This window comes from Geothrix campi, assembly GCF_024609265.1.
GTDB classification, from domain to species: domain Bacteria; phylum Acidobacteriota; class Holophagae; order Holophagales; family Holophagaceae; genus Geothrix; species Geothrix campi.
Genome location: NZ_JANHMP010000003.1, coordinates 113497 through 129580, shown reverse-complemented (window position 1 = coordinate 129580; position 16084 = coordinate 113497). Strand labels below are relative to the sequence as shown.

Annotated in this window: 14 protein-coding genes; 10 read left to right on the top strand and 4 right to left on the bottom strand. The window is 66.0% G+C overall.

The window, feature by feature from the left end:
• Positions 1–31: 31 nt before the first annotated feature.
• Positions 32–1831 (top strand): arginine--tRNA ligase, encoded by a 1800-nt coding sequence (gene argS / locus NOV65_RS12405; protein ID WP_257306785.1) that lies wholly within the window; start codon positions 32–34, stop codon positions 1829–1831.
• Positions 1832–1862: 31 nt separating this feature from the next.
• On the top strand, positions 1863–3473 hold the full coding sequence (locus NOV65_RS12400; RefSeq protein WP_257306784.1) for a CTP synthase: 1611 nt from the start codon (positions 1863–1865) through the stop codon (positions 3471–3473).
• Positions 3474–3550: 77 nt separating this feature from the next.
• Here the strand turns inward: NOV65_RS12400 and NOV65_RS12395 are convergent, their stop codons facing one another.
• Positions 3551–4861, bottom strand: a complete 1311-nt coding sequence (locus NOV65_RS12395) for a citrate (Si)-synthase (RefSeq protein ID WP_257306783.1) — start codon at positions 4859–4861, stop codon at positions 3551–3553.
• 173 nt (positions 4862–5034) lie between these two features.
• On the opposite strand from NOV65_RS12395, the gene NOV65_RS12390 reads away from it, so the two are divergent.
• Genes NOV65_RS12390 through NOV65_RS12380 form a run of 3 tightly spaced genes read left to right on the top strand, consistent with a single transcriptional unit; the run spans position 5035 to position 8733 of the window.
• A complete protein-coding gene (locus tag NOV65_RS12390) occupies positions 5035–6000 on the top strand; it encodes a DUF3187 family protein (protein ID WP_257306782.1) in 966 nt (321 codons plus the stop codon).
• A gap of 37 nt (positions 6001–6037) precedes the next feature.
• Complete coding sequence (gene lysS, locus NOV65_RS12385; RefSeq protein WP_257306781.1) at positions 6038–7552, top strand: lysine--tRNA ligase; 1515 nt, start codon at positions 6038–6040, stop codon at positions 7550–7552.
• 53 nt (positions 7553–7605) lie between these two features.
• Positions 7606–8733, top strand: coding sequence for a DegT/DnrJ/EryC1/StrS family aminotransferase (locus NOV65_RS12380; protein ID WP_257306780.1), 1128 nt, complete (start codon positions 7606–7608; stop codon positions 8731–8733).
• Positions 8734–8739: 6 nt separating this feature from the next.
• Here the strand turns inward: NOV65_RS12380 and NOV65_RS12375 are convergent, their stop codons facing one another.
• Positions 8740–9120 (bottom strand): PilZ domain-containing protein, encoded by a 381-nt coding sequence (locus NOV65_RS12375; RefSeq protein ID WP_257306779.1) that lies wholly within the window; start codon positions 9118–9120, stop codon positions 8740–8742.
• Between the two features lie 218 nt (positions 9121–9338).
• Between NOV65_RS12375 and rplI the strand changes: the two genes are divergently transcribed.
• The 3 genes from rplI to NOV65_RS12360 all read left to right on the top strand — a co-directional run bounded on the left by rplI (position 9339) and on the right by NOV65_RS12360 (position 11428).
• Positions 9339–9788 (top strand): 50S ribosomal protein L9, encoded by a 450-nt coding sequence (rplI, locus tag NOV65_RS12370; protein WP_257306778.1) that lies wholly within the window; start codon positions 9339–9341, stop codon positions 9786–9788.
• Positions 9789–9896: 108 nt separating this feature from the next.
• The gene (locus tag NOV65_RS12365) at positions 9897–10196 is read left to right on the top strand and encodes an HU family DNA-binding protein (protein ID WP_243302928.1); all 300 of its coding nucleotides are present in this window, start codon (positions 9897–9899) and stop codon (positions 10194–10196) included.
• Between the two features lie 599 nt (positions 10197–10795).
• Complete coding sequence (locus NOV65_RS12360; protein WP_257306777.1) at positions 10796–11428, top strand: YqiA/YcfP family alpha/beta fold hydrolase; 633 nt, start codon at positions 10796–10798, stop codon at positions 11426–11428.
• A gap of 1 nt (position 11429) precedes the next feature.
• On the opposite strand, the gene NOV65_RS12355 is transcribed toward NOV65_RS12360, so the two are convergent.
• A complete protein-coding gene (locus NOV65_RS12355) occupies positions 11430–12335 on the bottom strand; it encodes a LysR family transcriptional regulator (RefSeq protein ID WP_257306776.1) in 906 nt (301 codons plus the stop codon).
• A gap of 89 nt (positions 12336–12424) precedes the next feature.
• Between NOV65_RS12355 and amaB the strand changes: the two genes are divergently transcribed.
• Complete coding sequence (amaB, locus tag NOV65_RS12350) at positions 12425–13939, top strand: L-piperidine-6-carboxylate dehydrogenase (protein ID WP_257306775.1); 1515 nt, start codon at positions 12425–12427, stop codon at positions 13937–13939.
• A 129-nt stretch (positions 13940–14068) separates the two neighbouring features.
• Positions 14069–15766 carry a sensor histidine kinase gene (locus NOV65_RS12345; protein ID WP_257306774.1) on the top strand — a complete coding sequence of 566 codons (1698 nt, stop codon included), beginning with the start codon at positions 14069–14071 and terminating at the stop codon, positions 15764–15766.
• On the opposite strand, the gene thiS is transcribed toward NOV65_RS12345, so the two are convergent.
• Positions 15753–15950, bottom strand: a complete 198-nt coding sequence (gene thiS, locus NOV65_RS12340) for a sulfur carrier protein ThiS (protein ID WP_257306773.1) — start codon at positions 15948–15950, stop codon at positions 15753–15755. The two genes, NOV65_RS12345 and thiS, sit on opposite strands and share 14 nt — an antisense overlap.
• Between the last annotated feature and the right edge of the window lie 134 nt (positions 15951–16084).

Here is a 16084-nt window from a genome sequence, read left to right as displayed (position 1 = left end):
CGCCGTCCGATGGGGACTGAGGACATACCTGATGGATGCTTTGCGACACACCTTCGAACAGCAGCTGACGGCGGCGCTGCCCGGCGTGGAGATCACGCTGGAGCGGCCCAAGTCTGGCGAGCTGGGCGATCTGGCCTTCCCCTGCTTCCGCGCCGCCAAGCAGCTGGGGAAGAACCCGGTGCAGCTGTCGCAGGAACTGGCCGGAGCCATCGCGGTCGAGGGCGCGACTCTGGTGGCCACGGGCCCCTACCTGAACCTGAAGCTGGCGCCGGCGACCCGCGCCCAGGCCGTGTTGGGGGCGATCCTCGAGGCGCCCGCGGATCGGCCCTATGGTTCCCGCGCGGCCAACGGCAAGAAGGTCATCGTCGAGTACAGTTCGCCAAACATCGCCAAGCTCTTCACCATCGGCCATCTGCGCTCCACCATGATCGGCCACACCCTGGCCCAGACCCACCAGTTCCTGGGCTACGAGGTGATCCGCCTCAACCACCTGGGCGACTGGGGCACCCAGTTCGGGACGCTGCTGGCGGCCTACACCCGCTGGGCCCAGGCGGAGAATGCGGATCTGGAACAGGATTTCGACTGGGCCGAGCCCGCGCCCGAGAAGCGCCGCACGCCGCTGTTCCGCCTCTTCCAGCTCTACGTGCGCTTCCACGCCGAAGAGGAGAATGATCCTGCCATGCGCGACGAAGCCCGCGACTGGTTCAAGCGCCTTGAGGCCGGCGACGCCGAGGCCCGGCGCCTCTGGAACTGGTTCCGCAAGATCTCGCTCCGGGAATTCCAGCGCATCTACGACCGCCTGGGCGTGAGCTTCGATACTCTGGACCAGGGCGAGGCCTTCTACGAGGATCAGCTCGTTCCGACCATGCAGCGGTTGGAGGATGCGGGTCTCCTGGTGGAGGGGAACAACGGCGCCCGCATCGTCAACCTGGAGGACGTGGGCATCGCCACGCCCTGCCTGGTGCAGAAGGCGGACGGCACCAGCATCTACGCCACTCGCGATCTGGCGGCGGCGCTGTACCGCAAAGAGACCTACGGCTTCGACCGCTGCCTCTACGTGGTGGGCACGGATCAGGTGCTCCACTTCCAGCAGATCTTTGCCGTCCTCGACAAGCTGGACCCGTGGTTCAAGGGCCGCATGCTGCACACGCCCTTCGGCATGGTGAAGCTGCCGGAAGGGAAGATGAGCACCCGCAAGGGCAACGTCATCTTCCTGGAGGACGTGCTGGACGAGGCTCGGGAGCGCGTGGCCGCCATCATCGAGGAGAAGAACCCCGACCTGAAGGACAAGGCCGAGGTGGCCGAAATCCTGGGCATGGGCGCCGTGGTGTTCTTCGATGCCATGAACGACCGCGTGAAGCCCATCACCTTCACGTGGGATCGCGTCATCGCCCTCGACGGCGACACGGGCCCCTACGTGCAGTACGCCCACGCCCGCATCATGAGCGTGCTGCGCAAGGCCGGCGGCGACTGGGCGGCCAAAGCCCATACCCAGTCGACGAGTGGTCCTTTCCTCTCCTTCCCGGAAGCGCAGCTTCCGGGAAGCCACGAGGGCCTCGCAGCCCCCGAAGCCCAGGCCCTGCTCTTCGAGCTGGCGGGTCTGCCCGGCGCCGTGTCCGCCGTGGCCGATGGCTGCATGGCCACGCCCCTCGCTCGGCAGCTGGTGAGCCTAGCCCGGTCTTTCAGCGGCTACTACACCAACTGCCCCATCCTGGCCCCGGAGAACGCGCCGGAAGTCCGCGACGCCCGCCTCACGCTGTGCGTCGCCACCGCCCGCGCGCTGCGCCAGGGGCTGTACCTCATGGGCATCCAGGCCCCGGAGGAGATGTGAGCCTCACCGATATTCGATCCCAGGAGCTTCCATGACCAAGTATGTGTTCGTGACCGGTGGTGTGCTGAGCTCGCTGGGCAAGGGGATCGCGGCGGCCAGCCTGGGGGCGCTGCTGGAGGCCCGGGGGCTGAAGGTCACGCTCATGAAGATGGACCCCTACCTCAACGTGGATCCGGGCACCATGTCGCCCTTCCAGCATGGCGAGGTGTTCGTCACGGACGATGGCGCCGAGACGGATCTGGACCTGGGCCACTACGAGCGGTTCACCTCGGTCCCCACCACGCAGAACCACACCATCACCACGGGTCGCATCTACAACACGGTGATCCAGAAGGAGCGGCGTGGCGATTACCTGGGCAAGACCGTGCAGGTGATCCCCCACATCACGGACGAGATCAAGGGCGTGATGAAGAAGGTCGCCAAGGACATGGACGTGGTGATCATCGAGATCGGCGGCACGGTGGGCGACATCGAGAGCCAGCCGTTCCTGGAGGCCATCCGCCAGTTCAAGCTGGAGGTGGGCCTGGATTCCCAGATGAAGGCCAACGCCCTCAACATGCACCTGACCTACGTGCCCTTCATCAAGGCCGCGGGCGAGCTGAAGTCGAAGCCGACCCAGCACAGCGTGAAGGAGCTGCGGGCCCTGGGCATCCAGCCGGATGTGCTGCTCTGCCGTGCGGAGCAGGACATCCCCCGCGACCTGAAGGACAAGATCGCCCTGTTCTGTTCGGTGACGCCGGATGCCGTGTTCAGCTGCCGGGACGCCCACTCCATCTATGAAGTGCCCCTGAACCTGCACCTGGAGGGCCTGGACACCAAAGTGGCGGCTCTGCTGGGGCTGGGCGAGAAGGAACCGGACCTCAGCGCCTGGCAGAACCTCCTGCATCGCATCCGCAACCCCAAGGGCAACGTGCGCATCGGCATCGTGGGCAAGTACGTGGAGTTCAAGGAGAGCTACAAGAGCCTCATCGAGGCCCTCCACCACGCGGGCTACGGATTGGAGACCCACGTGGACCTCAAGTGGATCGAGGCCGAAGATCTGGAGAATCAGGACCCGGCCACGTTCCTCCAGGACTGTCACGGCATCCTGGTGCCTGGCGGCTTCGGCGTGCGTGGCACCCGCGGCATGATCAAGTCCATCCAGTACGCCCGTGAACACAAGATCCCGTTCTTCGGCATCTGCCTCGGCATGCAGATGGCCTCCGTGGAGTTCGCCCGCAACGTGGCGGGCCTCGAAGGCGCCGATTCCACCGAATTTGATGACGCGCCCAAGCACCGTGTCATCTTCAAACTGCGCGAGCTGGTGGACGTGGAGGAGCTGGGTGGCACCATGCGGCTAGGTGCCTACCCCTGCCGCCTTGCGCCGGACAGCCAGGCCGCGAAGGCGTATGGCGGTACCGAGATCAGCGAGCGCCACCGCCACCGCTACGAGTTCAACCACGAGTACCGGAAGGCCCTGGAGGACAAGGGCCTGCAGTTCACCGGCATGAGCCCCGACGGCGTCTTCGTGGAGATCGTGGAGCTGAGGGACCATCCCTACTTCCTGGCCTGCCAGTTCCATCCCGAGTTCAAGAGCCGCCCCCTGAACCCGCACCCCCTGTTCACCGCCTTCGTGAAGGCGAGTGCCGCGAACCGCGGTTGATGATTCCCGTGGAGAAGAAAAGGGCGGGCCAACCGGCCCGCCCTTTTCTCTGATGGCAGATAGCCGAGTGCCGCTGCCTACTTCCGCCCGCCCTTGGCCGCCCACTCTTCGAGCATGGCGGTGGTGACGGACTTGGGGCGCTCCAGGGGGTAGCCCAGGGCGCGGTCCCAGGTGATGTTGGCCAGCACGCCCAGGGCGCGGCCCACGCCGAAGAGCACGGTGTAGAAATCGTATTCCTTCAGCCCGTAGTACCACTGGATCACGCCGCTCTGAGCATCCACATTGGGCCAGGGGTTCTTGGTCTTGCCCTGCTCCGTGAGCACGCCGGGCGCCACCTTGTAGATGGTGTTGACGAGCTTGAAGAGGGGATCGTTGGGCAGGTGCTTGAGGCAGAACTCCATCTGCGCGGTGTAGCGGGGATCGGTCTTGCGCAGCACAGCGTGGCCGTAGCCGGGGATGACGTGGCCCGAGTTCAGGGTGTCCCACAGGGCCTTCTTGACGTTCTCCTCGGTGGGTTCGGCGCCGCCCATCTGCTTCTGGAAGCTCATGATCCAGTCGAGCACTTCCTGGTTGGCCAGGCCGTGGAGCGGACCCGCCAGGCCGTTGATGCCGGCGCTCAGGCTGTAGTAGGCGTCGGACAGGGCCGAAGCCACCAGGTGGGTGGTGTGGGCGCTGACATTGCCGCTCTCATGGTCGCTGTGGAGGATGAAATACATGCGGGCCACATCGTCGTAGGGCTTGGCGATCCCCATCATGTGGGCGAAGTTGGCGCCCATGTCGAGGCCGGCCTTGGGGGCGATGATGTCGCCGTTCTTGTACTTCCAGCGGTAGATGAAGGCCGCGATCTCGGGCAGGCGGGCCACCAGGGTGGTGGCGTCCTCGTACATCGTGTCCCAGTAGTCGTTCTTCTTCGTCTCGTGGTACTTCGCCGCGAACTGGCTCTCCTTCTGCATGGAGAGGATGGCGGTGGACAGCATGGCCATGGGGTGGCTGTCCTTGGGCATGGCCTTCAGCACATCGAACACGTAACCGGGAACTTTCGAACGGCCCTGGAAGTCCGCCAGAACCTCGTCCACTTCCGCCTGGGTGGGGATCTCGCCCGTCAGCAGGAAGTACCAGAAGGATTCCACCGTGGGGTATTCGCCGCCCTGGGCCTTCGGCAGCGCCGCGAAGGTCTCGGGGATGTTCTTGCCACGGAAGCGGATGCCCTCCTGGGGGTCCAGGTAGGAGATGTCCGTCACCAGCGCGTGGATGTCACGGGCACCGCCGATGACCTGGCCGATGTTCACCTGGTCGATGACGACATCCGCGAACTCTTTCGTGAGCTTCTGGGTGCGAGGGCGGTGTTCCTGGATTTTCTCCAGAAGACGGGTTTTCAGGCGTGACATGGCTGGCTCCATAAGAAGGGCGGTGGAAGGGTGGCGTTTGGAATGAACCGGGCTCGATCATCATACGGGCATCATCTATCCATACGATGCCATTCTTTCATGACCATTGGGGAATTAATCAAAATCATTCCCACCTTGAAAATCGAGTATGTATGGAGTTCAGGAGAGATGCCGTGACCTGCGTCAATCTCAGAGTATTGGTGATTGCAATGGTGGCCGTGGGGCTGGCGGCCCAGGAGACGCCGCGGCCCAACCGATTGGCCTGGTTCGAGGGCTTCCCCGAGCCCTTGCCTGAAGGAGCCAGTGAGCTGGCGCTGGAAGTCACCAGCCAGATGCTGCGTCCCGACCTAGAGCACAGCGCCGACGGCCGCAGTTTCGCGCGCCTGGATGGCGAGGAGTGGCAGCTGACCTGGGACTGGGCCGTGAAGGCTGGCTCCACGCGGATCAACGTCCGTACCCGCGTGGCCTCCAGGTCCGGTGGCATCGCCGATCAGGCCATCTGGAACTGGCATCAGCTGTTCAATCTGCCCCAGGGTGGACGGGAGGACGCGCCGAAGAACCGGCTGGTCTATCACCTGGAGCGGGATGGCCATGTCATCGGGGACCTGTCCCGGCCCGGGGCGGCCCTCATGGATCTGGACGTGGCCTGGGTCCGGCCCTTCGGTACCGCGGACGCCGGCGGCCGCCTCGGGGTCTCGGTGCAACTGCCGACCGGGAAGCAGTCTGATTTCTCCGGCAGCGGCGGCACCGACGGCCTGGTGGGCGCCGCGGCCTGGAAGCGGTACGGCCGTTTCAAGGTCTTCGGCCAGGCGGAGCGGGTGATGCTCGGTCTTCCGAGGCATAGTCCGCTGCGGGAAGTCATGGACAGGACCTCCTTCAACCGGGCCTGGGGCTCTGTGGCCTGGCTGGGCCAGAGCCGCGGACTCATTGATGGCCTCGGCCTGGAAGTCAGCGTCGGCTACACCGGCAGCCCCTACCAGACGGGCCTCGCGCGCCTGGACCGGGCCGGCTGGCAGCAGCACTGGACCCTCCGCCACACGCGCCTGCCGCGTTGGCGCTTCGGCGTCAGCGAGGAGGCCGGCACCTTCACCGCCCCGGATATCACGGCCTACCTGGCCTATCGCTTCGGTGAGCCGTGATCCTCCGTTAAACTAGATGGTTCGTGCCGGAGCCCCCATGCAGCCCAACCAGTACCGCGACATCCGCCTTGAGAAGCTCGAAAAACTCAAGGCCCTCGGACTGGATGCCTGGCCACGAAAGGCGAAGCGCACCCATGGCATCGCCGAACTCGCGGCGACCTATGCGGACGCCGAAGCCTGGCCCAACGAGAAGCTGGAGGGTCTCGGTCTCACGGTGTCGGCCATGGGTCGCGTGCTCACCATCCGCGAGATGGGCAAGAGCGTCTTCGCGCACCTGACCGAAAACGGGGAGAAGCTCCAGGCCTTCTTCCGCAAGGATGACGTGGCGGAGCCGGGCTGGGACATTCTCAAGCTCCTCGACATGGGGGATTTCGTCAGCGTCACGGGGCCGCTCATGCGCACCAAGACGGGCGAATTGAGCGTGCGGGTGAAAGAGGTGCAGTTCCTCAGCAAGGCCCTGCTGCCACTCCCGGAAAAGTGGCACGGCCTCCAGGACAAGGAGCAGCGCTACCGCCAGCGGTACCTGGATCTCATCTCCAACGGCGACGTGCTGAAGACCTTCCAGACCCGGTCGCGCATCGTGAGCGGCGTGCGGCGGTTCATGGAGGACCAGGGCTATCTGGAAGTGGAGACGCCCATGATGCAGCCCATCCCGGGCGGCGCCACGGCCCGGCCCTTCACCACGCACCATAACGCCCTGGACATGCCCCTCTACCTCCGCATCGCGCCGGAGCTCTACCTCAAGCGCCTCATCGTGGGAGGCTTCGAGAAGGTCTTCGAGATCAACCGGAATTTCCGGAACGAGGGCCTCAGCGTCCGCCACAATCCCGAGTTCACCATGATGGAGTTTTACGCCGCCGGCCAGGACCTGCGGGACATGATGGCGCTCACCGAAGGACTGATCTCCACCCTGGCGAAGGACGTGGTCGGCTCCGAGTCGCTGCCCTGGGGCGAACAGGAGATCTCGTATGCCGCGCCCTTCCGCCGGCTCACCATGAAGGATGCCATCGCGCAGTACGGCGGCATCGACCGCCACCAGCTGGAGGATGGGGACAGCGTCCGCACCCTGGCCAAGGCCGTGCACATCGAGGATGCGGGCACCAAGACCGTGGGCACCCTCCTGGGGGACCTCTTCGAGCACTACGCCGAGAAGCAGCTCATTCAGCCGACTTTCATCACGGACTACCCCATCGAGCTGTCGCCCCTCACGAAGACGCTGGAGGGCGACGACCGCTTCGTAGACCGCTTCGAGCTGTTCATCGGCGGCATGGAGCTGGCCAACGCCTACTCCGAGCTGAACGATCCCATCGATCAGATGGGCCGCTTCCAGGCCCAGATGAATGAGCGCGAAGCCGGGAACGACGAGGCCATGCTGCTGGACCTGGACTTCGTCACCAGCCTGGAACACGGCCTCCCCCCCACCGGTGGCGAAGGCATCGGCATTGACCGTCTCGTCATGCTCCTCACCAACAGCGCCAGCATCCGCGACGTCATCCTGTTCCCCCTCATGCGGCCGATGAAGCCGAGCGAGACGCTCGACGAGTCGATGTGACGGAATCTGGCTTGACCCACTGCCATACTTGAAAACCCTGATTGGAGGCTCCCATGGCCGTCCCGATGCTTGAGCTCGCCCCGCAGAATGCCGCCGTGAAGGCCAAGGTGCTGGAAGGGCTCTCCGGCCTCATCGACCGCTCCTCGTTCATCCTGGGCGAGAACGTGAAGGGCCTGGAAGCCGAGATCTCCGCCTACGCGGGCGCCGCCCACGCCGTCGCCATGTCGAGTGGAACAGACGCCCTGCTGGCGGCCCTGATGGGACTGGACATCGGCCAAGGTGACGAAGTGATCGTGCCCAGCTTCACGTTCTTCGCCTCGGCGGGCGTGGTGTCGCGCCTGGGCGCGAAGCCCGTCTTCATCGACCTCGACCCGGCCACCTTCAACGCCACGGGAGCCCTGGTGGAGGCCGCCATCACGCCGCGCACCAAGGCCATCATGCCCGTGCACCTCTTCGGGCAGCTGGCGGACATGCCGGGCATCATGGCCGTGGCCGCGAAACACGGCATCCCGGTGCTGGAGGATGCCTGCCAGAGCCTGGGCGCCAAGGGCTGGGGCAAGTCCGCCGGCCAGTTCGGCGACATGACCGCCTACAGCTTCTATCCCACCAAGAACCTCGGGGCCTTCGGCGACGCCGGCATGACCGCCATCCGCGGCGACGCGGCCCTGGCGGCCCGGGTACGCCGCATCCGTGTCCATGGCATGGAGCCCGTCTACATGCACCATGAGGTGGGCATGAACGGGCGCATGGACGAGTTCCAGGCCCTGGTGCTGCGCGCCAAGCTGCCCATGCTCGACGGCTGGCACGAGGGCCGCCGGAAGCACGCCGCCTGGTATCTGGAGCGCATGAAGGGCCTGACCGCGGACGAGGCCGTGCTGCCCCGCGAGGTGGTGCCCGACGGCCGCCACATCTACAACCAGTTCACCATTCGCGTGAAGGGCGGCAGGCGCGATGCGCTGCAGACCCACTTGAAGGAGCGGGGCATCGGCAGCGCCATCTACTACCCCATCTGCCTCCATGGTCAGCCCTGCTTCGCCTCCCTCGGCTACAAGACCGGCCAGCTGCCCGAGTCCGAACTGGCCGCCAAGGAAGTGCTGAGCCTGCCCGTCTATCCCGAGATGACCGGGGCCATGCTTGAGGAAGTGGCCGACGCGATCCTGGGGTTCTTCGGGAAGAAGTAGGCCCTCTTAATCCAGCGCGCGTCCGGCGGCCGCAGCCGCCCCCACCCAGGATTCCAGCGCCTGGTGAGTGGGCGCATCCATGGCCTCGAAGCGCAGCCCCATGCCCACCTGATCCGCGGCCTCACCCGAGGCGTACCCCAGCACGTAGGCCACGGTGGCGGTGATGGGACCCTTGGGCAGCTCCGGGTGGAGGAGCAGCAGGCCATCGAGGGTCGCCCCCGGCATGAAGAACCGGGCGGTCCGCCCGCCCAGCAGGACGAAGCACCCGCCCACACTCAGATTCATGATGCGGATGTCCCGGAAATCGTGCCCTTTAAGGGTGAAGGAGATCTCGAACTCGGGGCCGGTGACGATGCGGGCGTCCCGTCGGTTGGCATGGTTGTTCATGGGCGGCGTCCCCCAGCTTGGAAATCCCTGCTTGGGTATCGGACCATCCGTGGATAAACTGGATTTTCTGATCGGCCTGAACCCACCGGGGGACAGGGCGGATTCCTGGGAATCCGGCCCTGACGGCGCAGGACGCCGTCTCACCCAAGCGGGGACAACGCGAGCACCACAGCGCTGGCCGGACCTTCAACACATCCATTACGCTTCCAGGAGTTCTCATGGAAATCCTCCTCATCGAAAACGTGACCAGCCTCGGCGCCCGCGGCGACGTCGTGAACGTCAAGGACGGCTACGCACGCAACTTCCTCCTGCCGCGCAAGATGGCCCTGCCGGTGACCGCCGGCAACAAGCGCCAGATCGAGCTCGAGAAGATCCGCGCCGAGAAGCTCCGTGCCAAGGAACTGGCCGACGCCAAGAGCCTGGCCGAGAAGCTCGAGGCCATCAGCCTCGCCGTGGCCAAGAAGGCCGGCGAGAACGGCCACCTCTTCGGCTCCGTGACCAACGCCGACGTGGCTGAGCTCTTCAAGGGCAAGGGCTTCACCCTGGACCGCCGCGACATCACCGTGCCCCACATCAAGGACGCCGGCGCCTACACCGTCGATGTGCGCCTCTACAGCGGCGTGCACGCCAAGGTCAGCCTCGAAGTCACCGCCACCGCGGCCGAGTAGATCCACCCGGAATCTCCCCCCCACCCGGCCGGCGCCTCGCGGAGGTGCTGGTCCCGCCGGGATTCCGCGCAGTCGGATCCCGTCCACCCCATCCCAAGGAGTCCATCCATGGCGAAGACCACTGCCAAGCCTGAAACCCTCGGCATCGCCGAGCTCGCAGCCACCCTGGCGGAGGCCCAGGACCTGTCCAAGGCCCGTGCCAAGTCCATTCTCGACGGCGTCCGCGACCACATCGTGGAGACCCTCCTCTCCGGTCAGCGCGTCAACCTCTTCGGTCTCGGCACCTTCGAAGTGCGCGCCACCAAGGAGAAGATGGGCCGCAACCCCAAGACCGGCGAAAGCATCCAGATCCCCGCCGGCCGGAAAGTCGTCTTCAAGACGGCCAAGGGCCTCAAGGATCAGATGTAATCCTTGTCAGAGCGCGACACAGAAGGCCGCCGAAAGGCGGCCTTCGTCGTTGATGGAAAGACGGCTTTCCGGCCTACGAGAAGTTGTCTTCACCATCCGACCGCAGCCACAGGCGGAGGGAGGGTGGGGCCGCATCGGCACAGCCGATGGCAGGGGCGCAGCCCCGAGGGCCGGAGGCCCGAGCCAGGACGGCCAAGGGCCTCAAGGATCAGATGTAATCCCTGTCAGAGCGCGACACAGAAGGCCGCCGAAAGGCGGCCTTCGTCGTTGATGGAAAGACGGCTTTCCGGCCTACGAGAAGTCGTCTTCACCATCCGACCGCAGACACAGGCGGAGGGAGGGTGGGGCCGCATCGGCACAGCCGATGGCGGGGGCGCAGCCCCGAGGGCCGGAGGCCCGAGCCAAGACGGCCAAGGGGCTGAAGGATCAGATGCAAGTCTGGACTGGCTGCAAAGCGTAGCTTTGCAGCACGAGGAAGGCCACCGGACGGCGGCCTTCCTCATGAAAGGGAATCTTTAGCTGCCAGCTAGGCTGGCTGCCCTTCACCAAACCGCATCGCGGTTTGGCGCAGACACCCGACCTTGGTACATGATCAATCCATGGACCTGATCTACCTTCACGGCTTCTCCTCGTCTCCCGGTGGGAACAAGGGGCGCTTCACCCGGCAGTGGGCGGAGACCCGGGGCATCGCCTTCCACGCGCCAGATCTGAATCTGCCAACCTTCAAGACGCTCACCGTCACGGCCCAGGTGGAGGCTGTGGAGGCGCTGGTGCGGAGCCTCCCCGAGCCTCCGGTGCTGGTCGGAAGTTCCCTGGGAGGATTCATCGCCACGGCGGTGGCCCACCGGGGGAACCCATTGAAAGCCATGATTCTGCTGGCCCCGGCCATCCATTTCGCCTCCCGCCGCCTGTCGAACCCAGCCTGGGCCGCCTACCGGGAGCGGGGGGACATGGAGGTCTTCCATCATGGCGAGGGCAAGCCGATGCGGCTGGGGCCAGACCTGCTCCGCGACCTGCCGAATTGGCGGGGGGATGATGCCTGGCGCATTCCCGTGCCCACGGTGATCCTCCATGGCCGTGCGGATGATGCGGTCCCTCTTGCCGAGAGCGAAGCCTACGCGGCCCGCAACCCGGAGGCGACGCTCCATGCCCTCGAAGATGATCATGGCCTGCTGGCACTGCCTTCCCTGGCGCTGCTGAGGGCCAAGCTGGAAGCGGCCTGCACGCTTTGAATCACGACCCGAATTCCGTCGGACTCAGCGACTGCAGGTAGCGCGTGAGGAGCTTCTGCTTCTCCTGGCTGGCCTTCACCTTCTTCTGGTAGATGGAGAAGCGGTCCTCCGCGGGGCGGATGGCGGGGAAGAGGGCCACGAGGTCACCCCGCTCCAGCTCCTCCAGCACGCTGTAGCGGGGTACTAGGAGGGCGCCCATGCCCTCCGCGGCGGCGTGGATCATGGCCCGGATGTGGTTCACGGCGATGAAGCGGTCCAGGTGGGGTTGCTGCCGGTCCGGCACGGCCACGAGGAAGCGGTTCCACCAGGCGCCGGCCTTGTCCAGGGAGAGTACAGGGCAGCCGGACAGGTCGGCGGGCACGCGGAGACGGTGGATCTTGCGGAAGGCGGGGGTACAGGCCACCACATAGGTCTCGCGGAACAGGGGCGCCTTCTTCAGGGCCGGGAGGGCATGCTCCACGCAATCGATGGCGAGGTCGAGGTCGTCCCGCAACAAGGGGCCGAGCAGGTCGTGGCTGAGGGTGAAGTCGATCTCCAGGTCCGGGTTCGCGGCCAGGAAGGGCTGCATGTGCCGCATGAGGATGCTGCTGCCGAATTCCACCGTGGCCCCCACCCGGAGCCGGCCCCGGGCCTGGGTCTGGTGCCGCTTCAGGTCCTCCGCCGCCGCATCCAGGGTGGCGAAGGCCTGCTCGCAGGCCTGGTAGAGGCGCCGCCCCTCCTCGGTCAGGCGCAGGCCACGGTGCTTTCGGTCCAGGAGGGCGACGCCGAGCAGATCCTCCAGCTTGGCCATGGCGTGGCTGACAGCGGACTGGGTGCGGCCCAGGCGGCGGGCGCAGGCCGTGAAGCTGCCCACCTGGGCCAAGGTGTAGAAGGTCCGCAATTGGGGAAGGTCGAGCAGGGCGTCCATGACTATGAATCATATTCATGTCTCATGTGAATCGAATGAGTTTCATCATTGACACAAAAAAAGATACAAATGAATCCTGGAGGTGGGCCATGCAGGAGGTCCTGAAGTCGCTGGGCATTTCGGACGTGAACCCGGGCGGATTTGCCGGTGCGTGGACGGGCAGCGGGAAGGCCCAGCGGGTTGTCTCCCCCATCCATGGCGAGGCCCTGGCCACGGTCACCAATGTCACTCCGCAGGAATTCGAAGCCATCCTCACGAAGAGCCACGCCGCCTTCGCGTCCTGGAAGCTGGTGCCCGCCCCCAAGCGCGGCGAGGTGGTGAAGGCGCTGGGTGACGAGCTGCGCCGGAACAAGGCGGCGCTGGCCGAGCTGGTCACGCTGGAGATGGGCAAGACCCTGCGCGAGGGGCTGGGCGAGGTCCAGGAGATGATCGACATCTGCGACTTCGCCGTGGGCCTCTCCCGCCAGCTCTACGGCCTCACCATGCCCAGCGAGCGGCGCCAGCACCGCCTCCAGGAGCAGTGGCACCCCCTCGGCGTGGTGGGCGTCATCACCGCCTTCAACTTCCCCGTGGCCGTGTGGAGCTGGAATACCGCCCTGGCCCTGGTCTGCGGCGACACGGTGCTGTGGAAGCCCTCTTCCAAGACCCCGCTGACGGCCCTCGCCTGCACGAAGATCGCAGAGAAGGTGCTGCGCAGCTTCGGCTACGACCCCGCCATCTGCAGCCTGGCCATCGGTAAGGGCAGCGAGATCGGCGATCTCATCAACACTGATCCACGTGTGGCGCTGGTCTCCTATACGGGCTCGGTGCCTGGCGGCCGCCACGTGGGCAAGCTGGTGCAGGAGCGCTTCGGTCGCCACATTCTCGAACTGGGCGGCAACGGCGCGGTGATCGTGAGCGACAAGGGCGACCTCGACATCGCGTTGCGCTCCATCTACTTCGGCGCCATCGGCACTTCGGGCCAGCGCTGCACCTCCACGCGTCGGGTCATCGTGCATGAGTCCATCTACGGGACCTTCCGCGATCGGCTGCTGGAGCTCTACAAAAAAACGCCCACCGGCGACCCCCGCCAGGACGAGATCCTCATGGGACCTCTGGTGGATACCGGGGCCGTCGCCACCATGTTGGCGGCCATCGAAACCGTGAAGGCCCAGGGCGGGAAGATCCTCATCGGCGGCGAGAAGCTGTCCAACCCTGGCGGCTGCTACATCTCCCCCTGCATCGCCGAAGTGCCCGGCAACCTGCCCATCGTGCAGGAGGAGACCTTCGCGCCGGTGCTCTACCTCATGCCCTACCGGACTATCGAGGAGGCCATCGCCCTCCAGAACGGCGTGCCACAGGGCCTCTCCAGCGCCATCATCACCAATGACCTGGGGGAGAGCGAGCTCTTCCTCTCGGCGGCCGGAAGCGACTGCGGTCTGGCCAACGTGAACACGGGCACCAGTGGCGCGGAGATCGGCGGTGCCTTCGGGGGCGAGAAGGAGACTGGCGGCGGGCGTGAAAGCGGGTCCGACGCCTGGAAGGCCTATATGCGCCGCCAGACCAGCGCCCTCAACTTCAGCGGGAAAGTGGAACTGGCCCAGGGCATCACGCTGGAGCTCTGAACAGGGCAGCACCCTTTCCCTCGGGTGGGCTTCCGCTAAGCTCTTGGAAACCTTCCATGAGGCACTCTCTTGCCAGGGCAGTTAACTACCTCCAGGCGGCCCAGTCGTCCGACCCCCTCCATCTCTAGCATGGCTCGTTGGGTGCTGGTCGTGGCCTGGGTCGCCGCAGCCCTGATCCATCTCCTCCTTCCCACCGATCGGCAGCACGTCGCCTGGCCCTTGAGCTACGCGACGCTGGAGATCCTCGCCACGGCGAGCCTGGGCTACCGGGCCTGGCGAACTCATGGCCAGAGCCGCCTGGCCTGGTGGTTGTTGACGGCCTCAACGGCCCTGGAGATTCCGAACCTGATCATCAGCCTGCTCTTGAGCCGGGGCTGGGGTGCGCACTGGGCGATCGGCCTGCCGAGCCTGCTCGGGCTGGGAACCGGCATTCTCGTGCTGGCGGGGGTTCTGAGCTTCCCCCGGGGACAGGAGTCGGGCGGGGTGCTCTGGCGGCGGATCCAGGATGGCCTCATCTTCGCTGTGGCCGTGCTCTTCCTGCTTTGGGTGCTGGGGATCCAGGGCAACCTCAGCGCGGTGGCCCACGGCATGGGCTTCCGAGTCTTCGTGGCCTACCTCAATGCGGCGCTGTTGGGTGGGGGCCTGGTCTTCATGACCTCGTACGATCCGGGTCGGATCAGGGGGCCGCTTGGATGGCTCGGGGCCTCCGCTCTGGCTTGGCTGGCCGCATTGTCCGCCTGGGCCCTGGCGGGCCTGCCACCCGTGGTGGCCACGCAGGGGTGGATCGTGCTGGCCGGGGCCATTCCCCTCTTCCAGGGGCTGGCGGCGTGGTCTCCCCGGCCGGTGGAGGAGGCTCTGGCCGGACCGGGATCCGAGCGGAGATCCACGAGGCTGCTCCCCTACCTCCCCGTGGCCACGGCCGTCGGTGCCCTGGCCGTGCTGCTCGCCGTGGCCCCTGGAACCGTGACGCGGAGCGCCTTCGCGATCTTCCTCGCCATGGTGGCGCTCCTCCTGCTGCGGCAGTTCCAGTCCATCCAGGATCTCCAGGCGGCGCGGCGAACCCTCGAGGATCGCGTCCGGCAGCGGACCCAGGCGCTGGAGCAGGTCCGGGACACGCTGCTGAGGACCGAGCGCATGAACACCGTGGCCTTGATGGGTGCGGGGCTCGCCCATGACCTCAACAACCTGCTTTGCGCCGTGAGGAGTTCCGCCGAACTAGCAGCTCTGAAATTGGATGGGGGCGACGCGCCGAGAGTGGAGGACCTCAACCGCATCGCCGCCACCGCGGATCGAGCCGCGCATTTGACCGGCCGCCTGATGGGTTTCGCCCGGCGGGAGGAGGAGGATCTGTGCCTCCTGGATCTGGGCTCGGCGTTGAAGGGGATGGAAGCGACCCTGCGGATCCTCCTCCCAAGGTCCGTGCACCTTCACCTCGAGGTCGCCCCAGGCAGCGGCCTGATCATCCAAAGCTCCAGGCTCCGGGTGGAGCAGATGGTGGTGAACCTCGTGGCCAACGCCCGCGATGCCATGCCGGATGGGGGCACCCTCACGGTGCGGACCGGCGTGGGAGAGTCCGAGAATCCGATGGCCCTGCTGGAGGTGGCGGATACCGGCATCGGCATCGCCGCGGACATTCTGGCGAGGATCTTCGATCCCTTCTTCACCACCAAGGCCCCCGGCCAGGGCACGGGCCTGGGCCTGCCCTCCCTGAAGGCCCTCGTGGAGGAGGGTGGCGGTCGGATGGAGGTCGCGAGCGAACCCGGGCACGGGGCTCGGTTCAGGATCTTCCTGCCCCTGATGCCCGTCGCGGGGATCAGCCCCCGCTGATGAGGTGGATGACCTTCACCACCGCCCCGTCGGGGATGGTGGCGGTGTCATAGTCCTTCTTCTGCACCAGCGTGTCGTTCACGTGGATGACCAGCATGGGGAAGCGGTAGTTCCGTGCCCTCAGTACATCGCGGACCGTCATGCCCTCATGCCAATTGAGCGGTTCTTCATTGACCAGGATCATGGGCGCCTTCCGCTTTGGCTTTTCACCAAGAGAATCGGCCGCGAACGCGGCCGATTCTCTCAGAGGTGCTGCTTGACCACGTCCACGACCACCCGGGAGGCCTCCAGGCCCACGTCCACCCCGCGCGCCCGGGG

Coding starts and splice junctions, on each gene's coding strand:
- NOV65_RS12400 (WP_257306784.1), top strand. CDS start 1,863: ATGACCAAGTATGTGTTCGTGACCGGTGGTGTGCTGAGCTCGCTGGGC.
- NOV65_RS12355 (WP_257306776.1), bottom strand. CDS start 12,335: ATGGACGCCCTGCTCGACCTTCCCCAATTGCGGACCTTCTACACCTTG.
- NOV65_RS12395 (WP_257306783.1), bottom strand. CDS start 4,861: ATGTCACGCCTGAAAACCCGTCTTCTGGAGAAAATCCAGGAACACCGC.
- NOV65_RS12345 (WP_257306774.1), top strand. CDS start 14,069: ATGGCTCGTTGGGTGCTGGTCGTGGCCTGGGTCGCCGCAGCCCTGATC.
- NOV65_RS12375 (WP_257306779.1), bottom strand. CDS start 9,120: ATGAACAACCATGCCAACCGACGGGACGCCCGCATCGTCACCGGCCCC.
- NOV65_RS12365 (WP_243302928.1), top strand. CDS start 9,897: ATGGCGAAGACCACTGCCAAGCCTGAAACCCTCGGCATCGCCGAGCTC.
- thiS (WP_257306773.1), bottom strand. CDS start 15,950: ATGATCCTGGTCAATGAAGAACCGCTCAATTGGCATGAGGGCATGACG.
- NOV65_RS12360 (WP_257306777.1), top strand. CDS start 10,796: ATGGACCTGATCTACCTTCACGGCTTCTCCTCGTCTCCCGGTGGGAAC.
- amaB (WP_257306775.1), top strand. CDS start 12,425: ATGCAGGAGGTCCTGAAGTCGCTGGGCATTTCGGACGTGAACCCGGGC.
- argS (WP_257306785.1), top strand. CDS start 32: ATGGATGCTTTGCGACACACCTTCGAACAGCAGCTGACGGCGGCGCTG.
- rplI (WP_257306778.1), top strand. CDS start 9,339: ATGGAAATCCTCCTCATCGAAAACGTGACCAGCCTCGGCGCCCGCGGC.
- lysS (WP_257306781.1), top strand. CDS start 6,038: ATGCAGCCCAACCAGTACCGCGACATCCGCCTTGAGAAGCTCGAAAAA.
- NOV65_RS12380 (WP_257306780.1), top strand. CDS start 7,606: ATGGCCGTCCCGATGCTTGAGCTCGCCCCGCAGAATGCCGCCGTGAAG.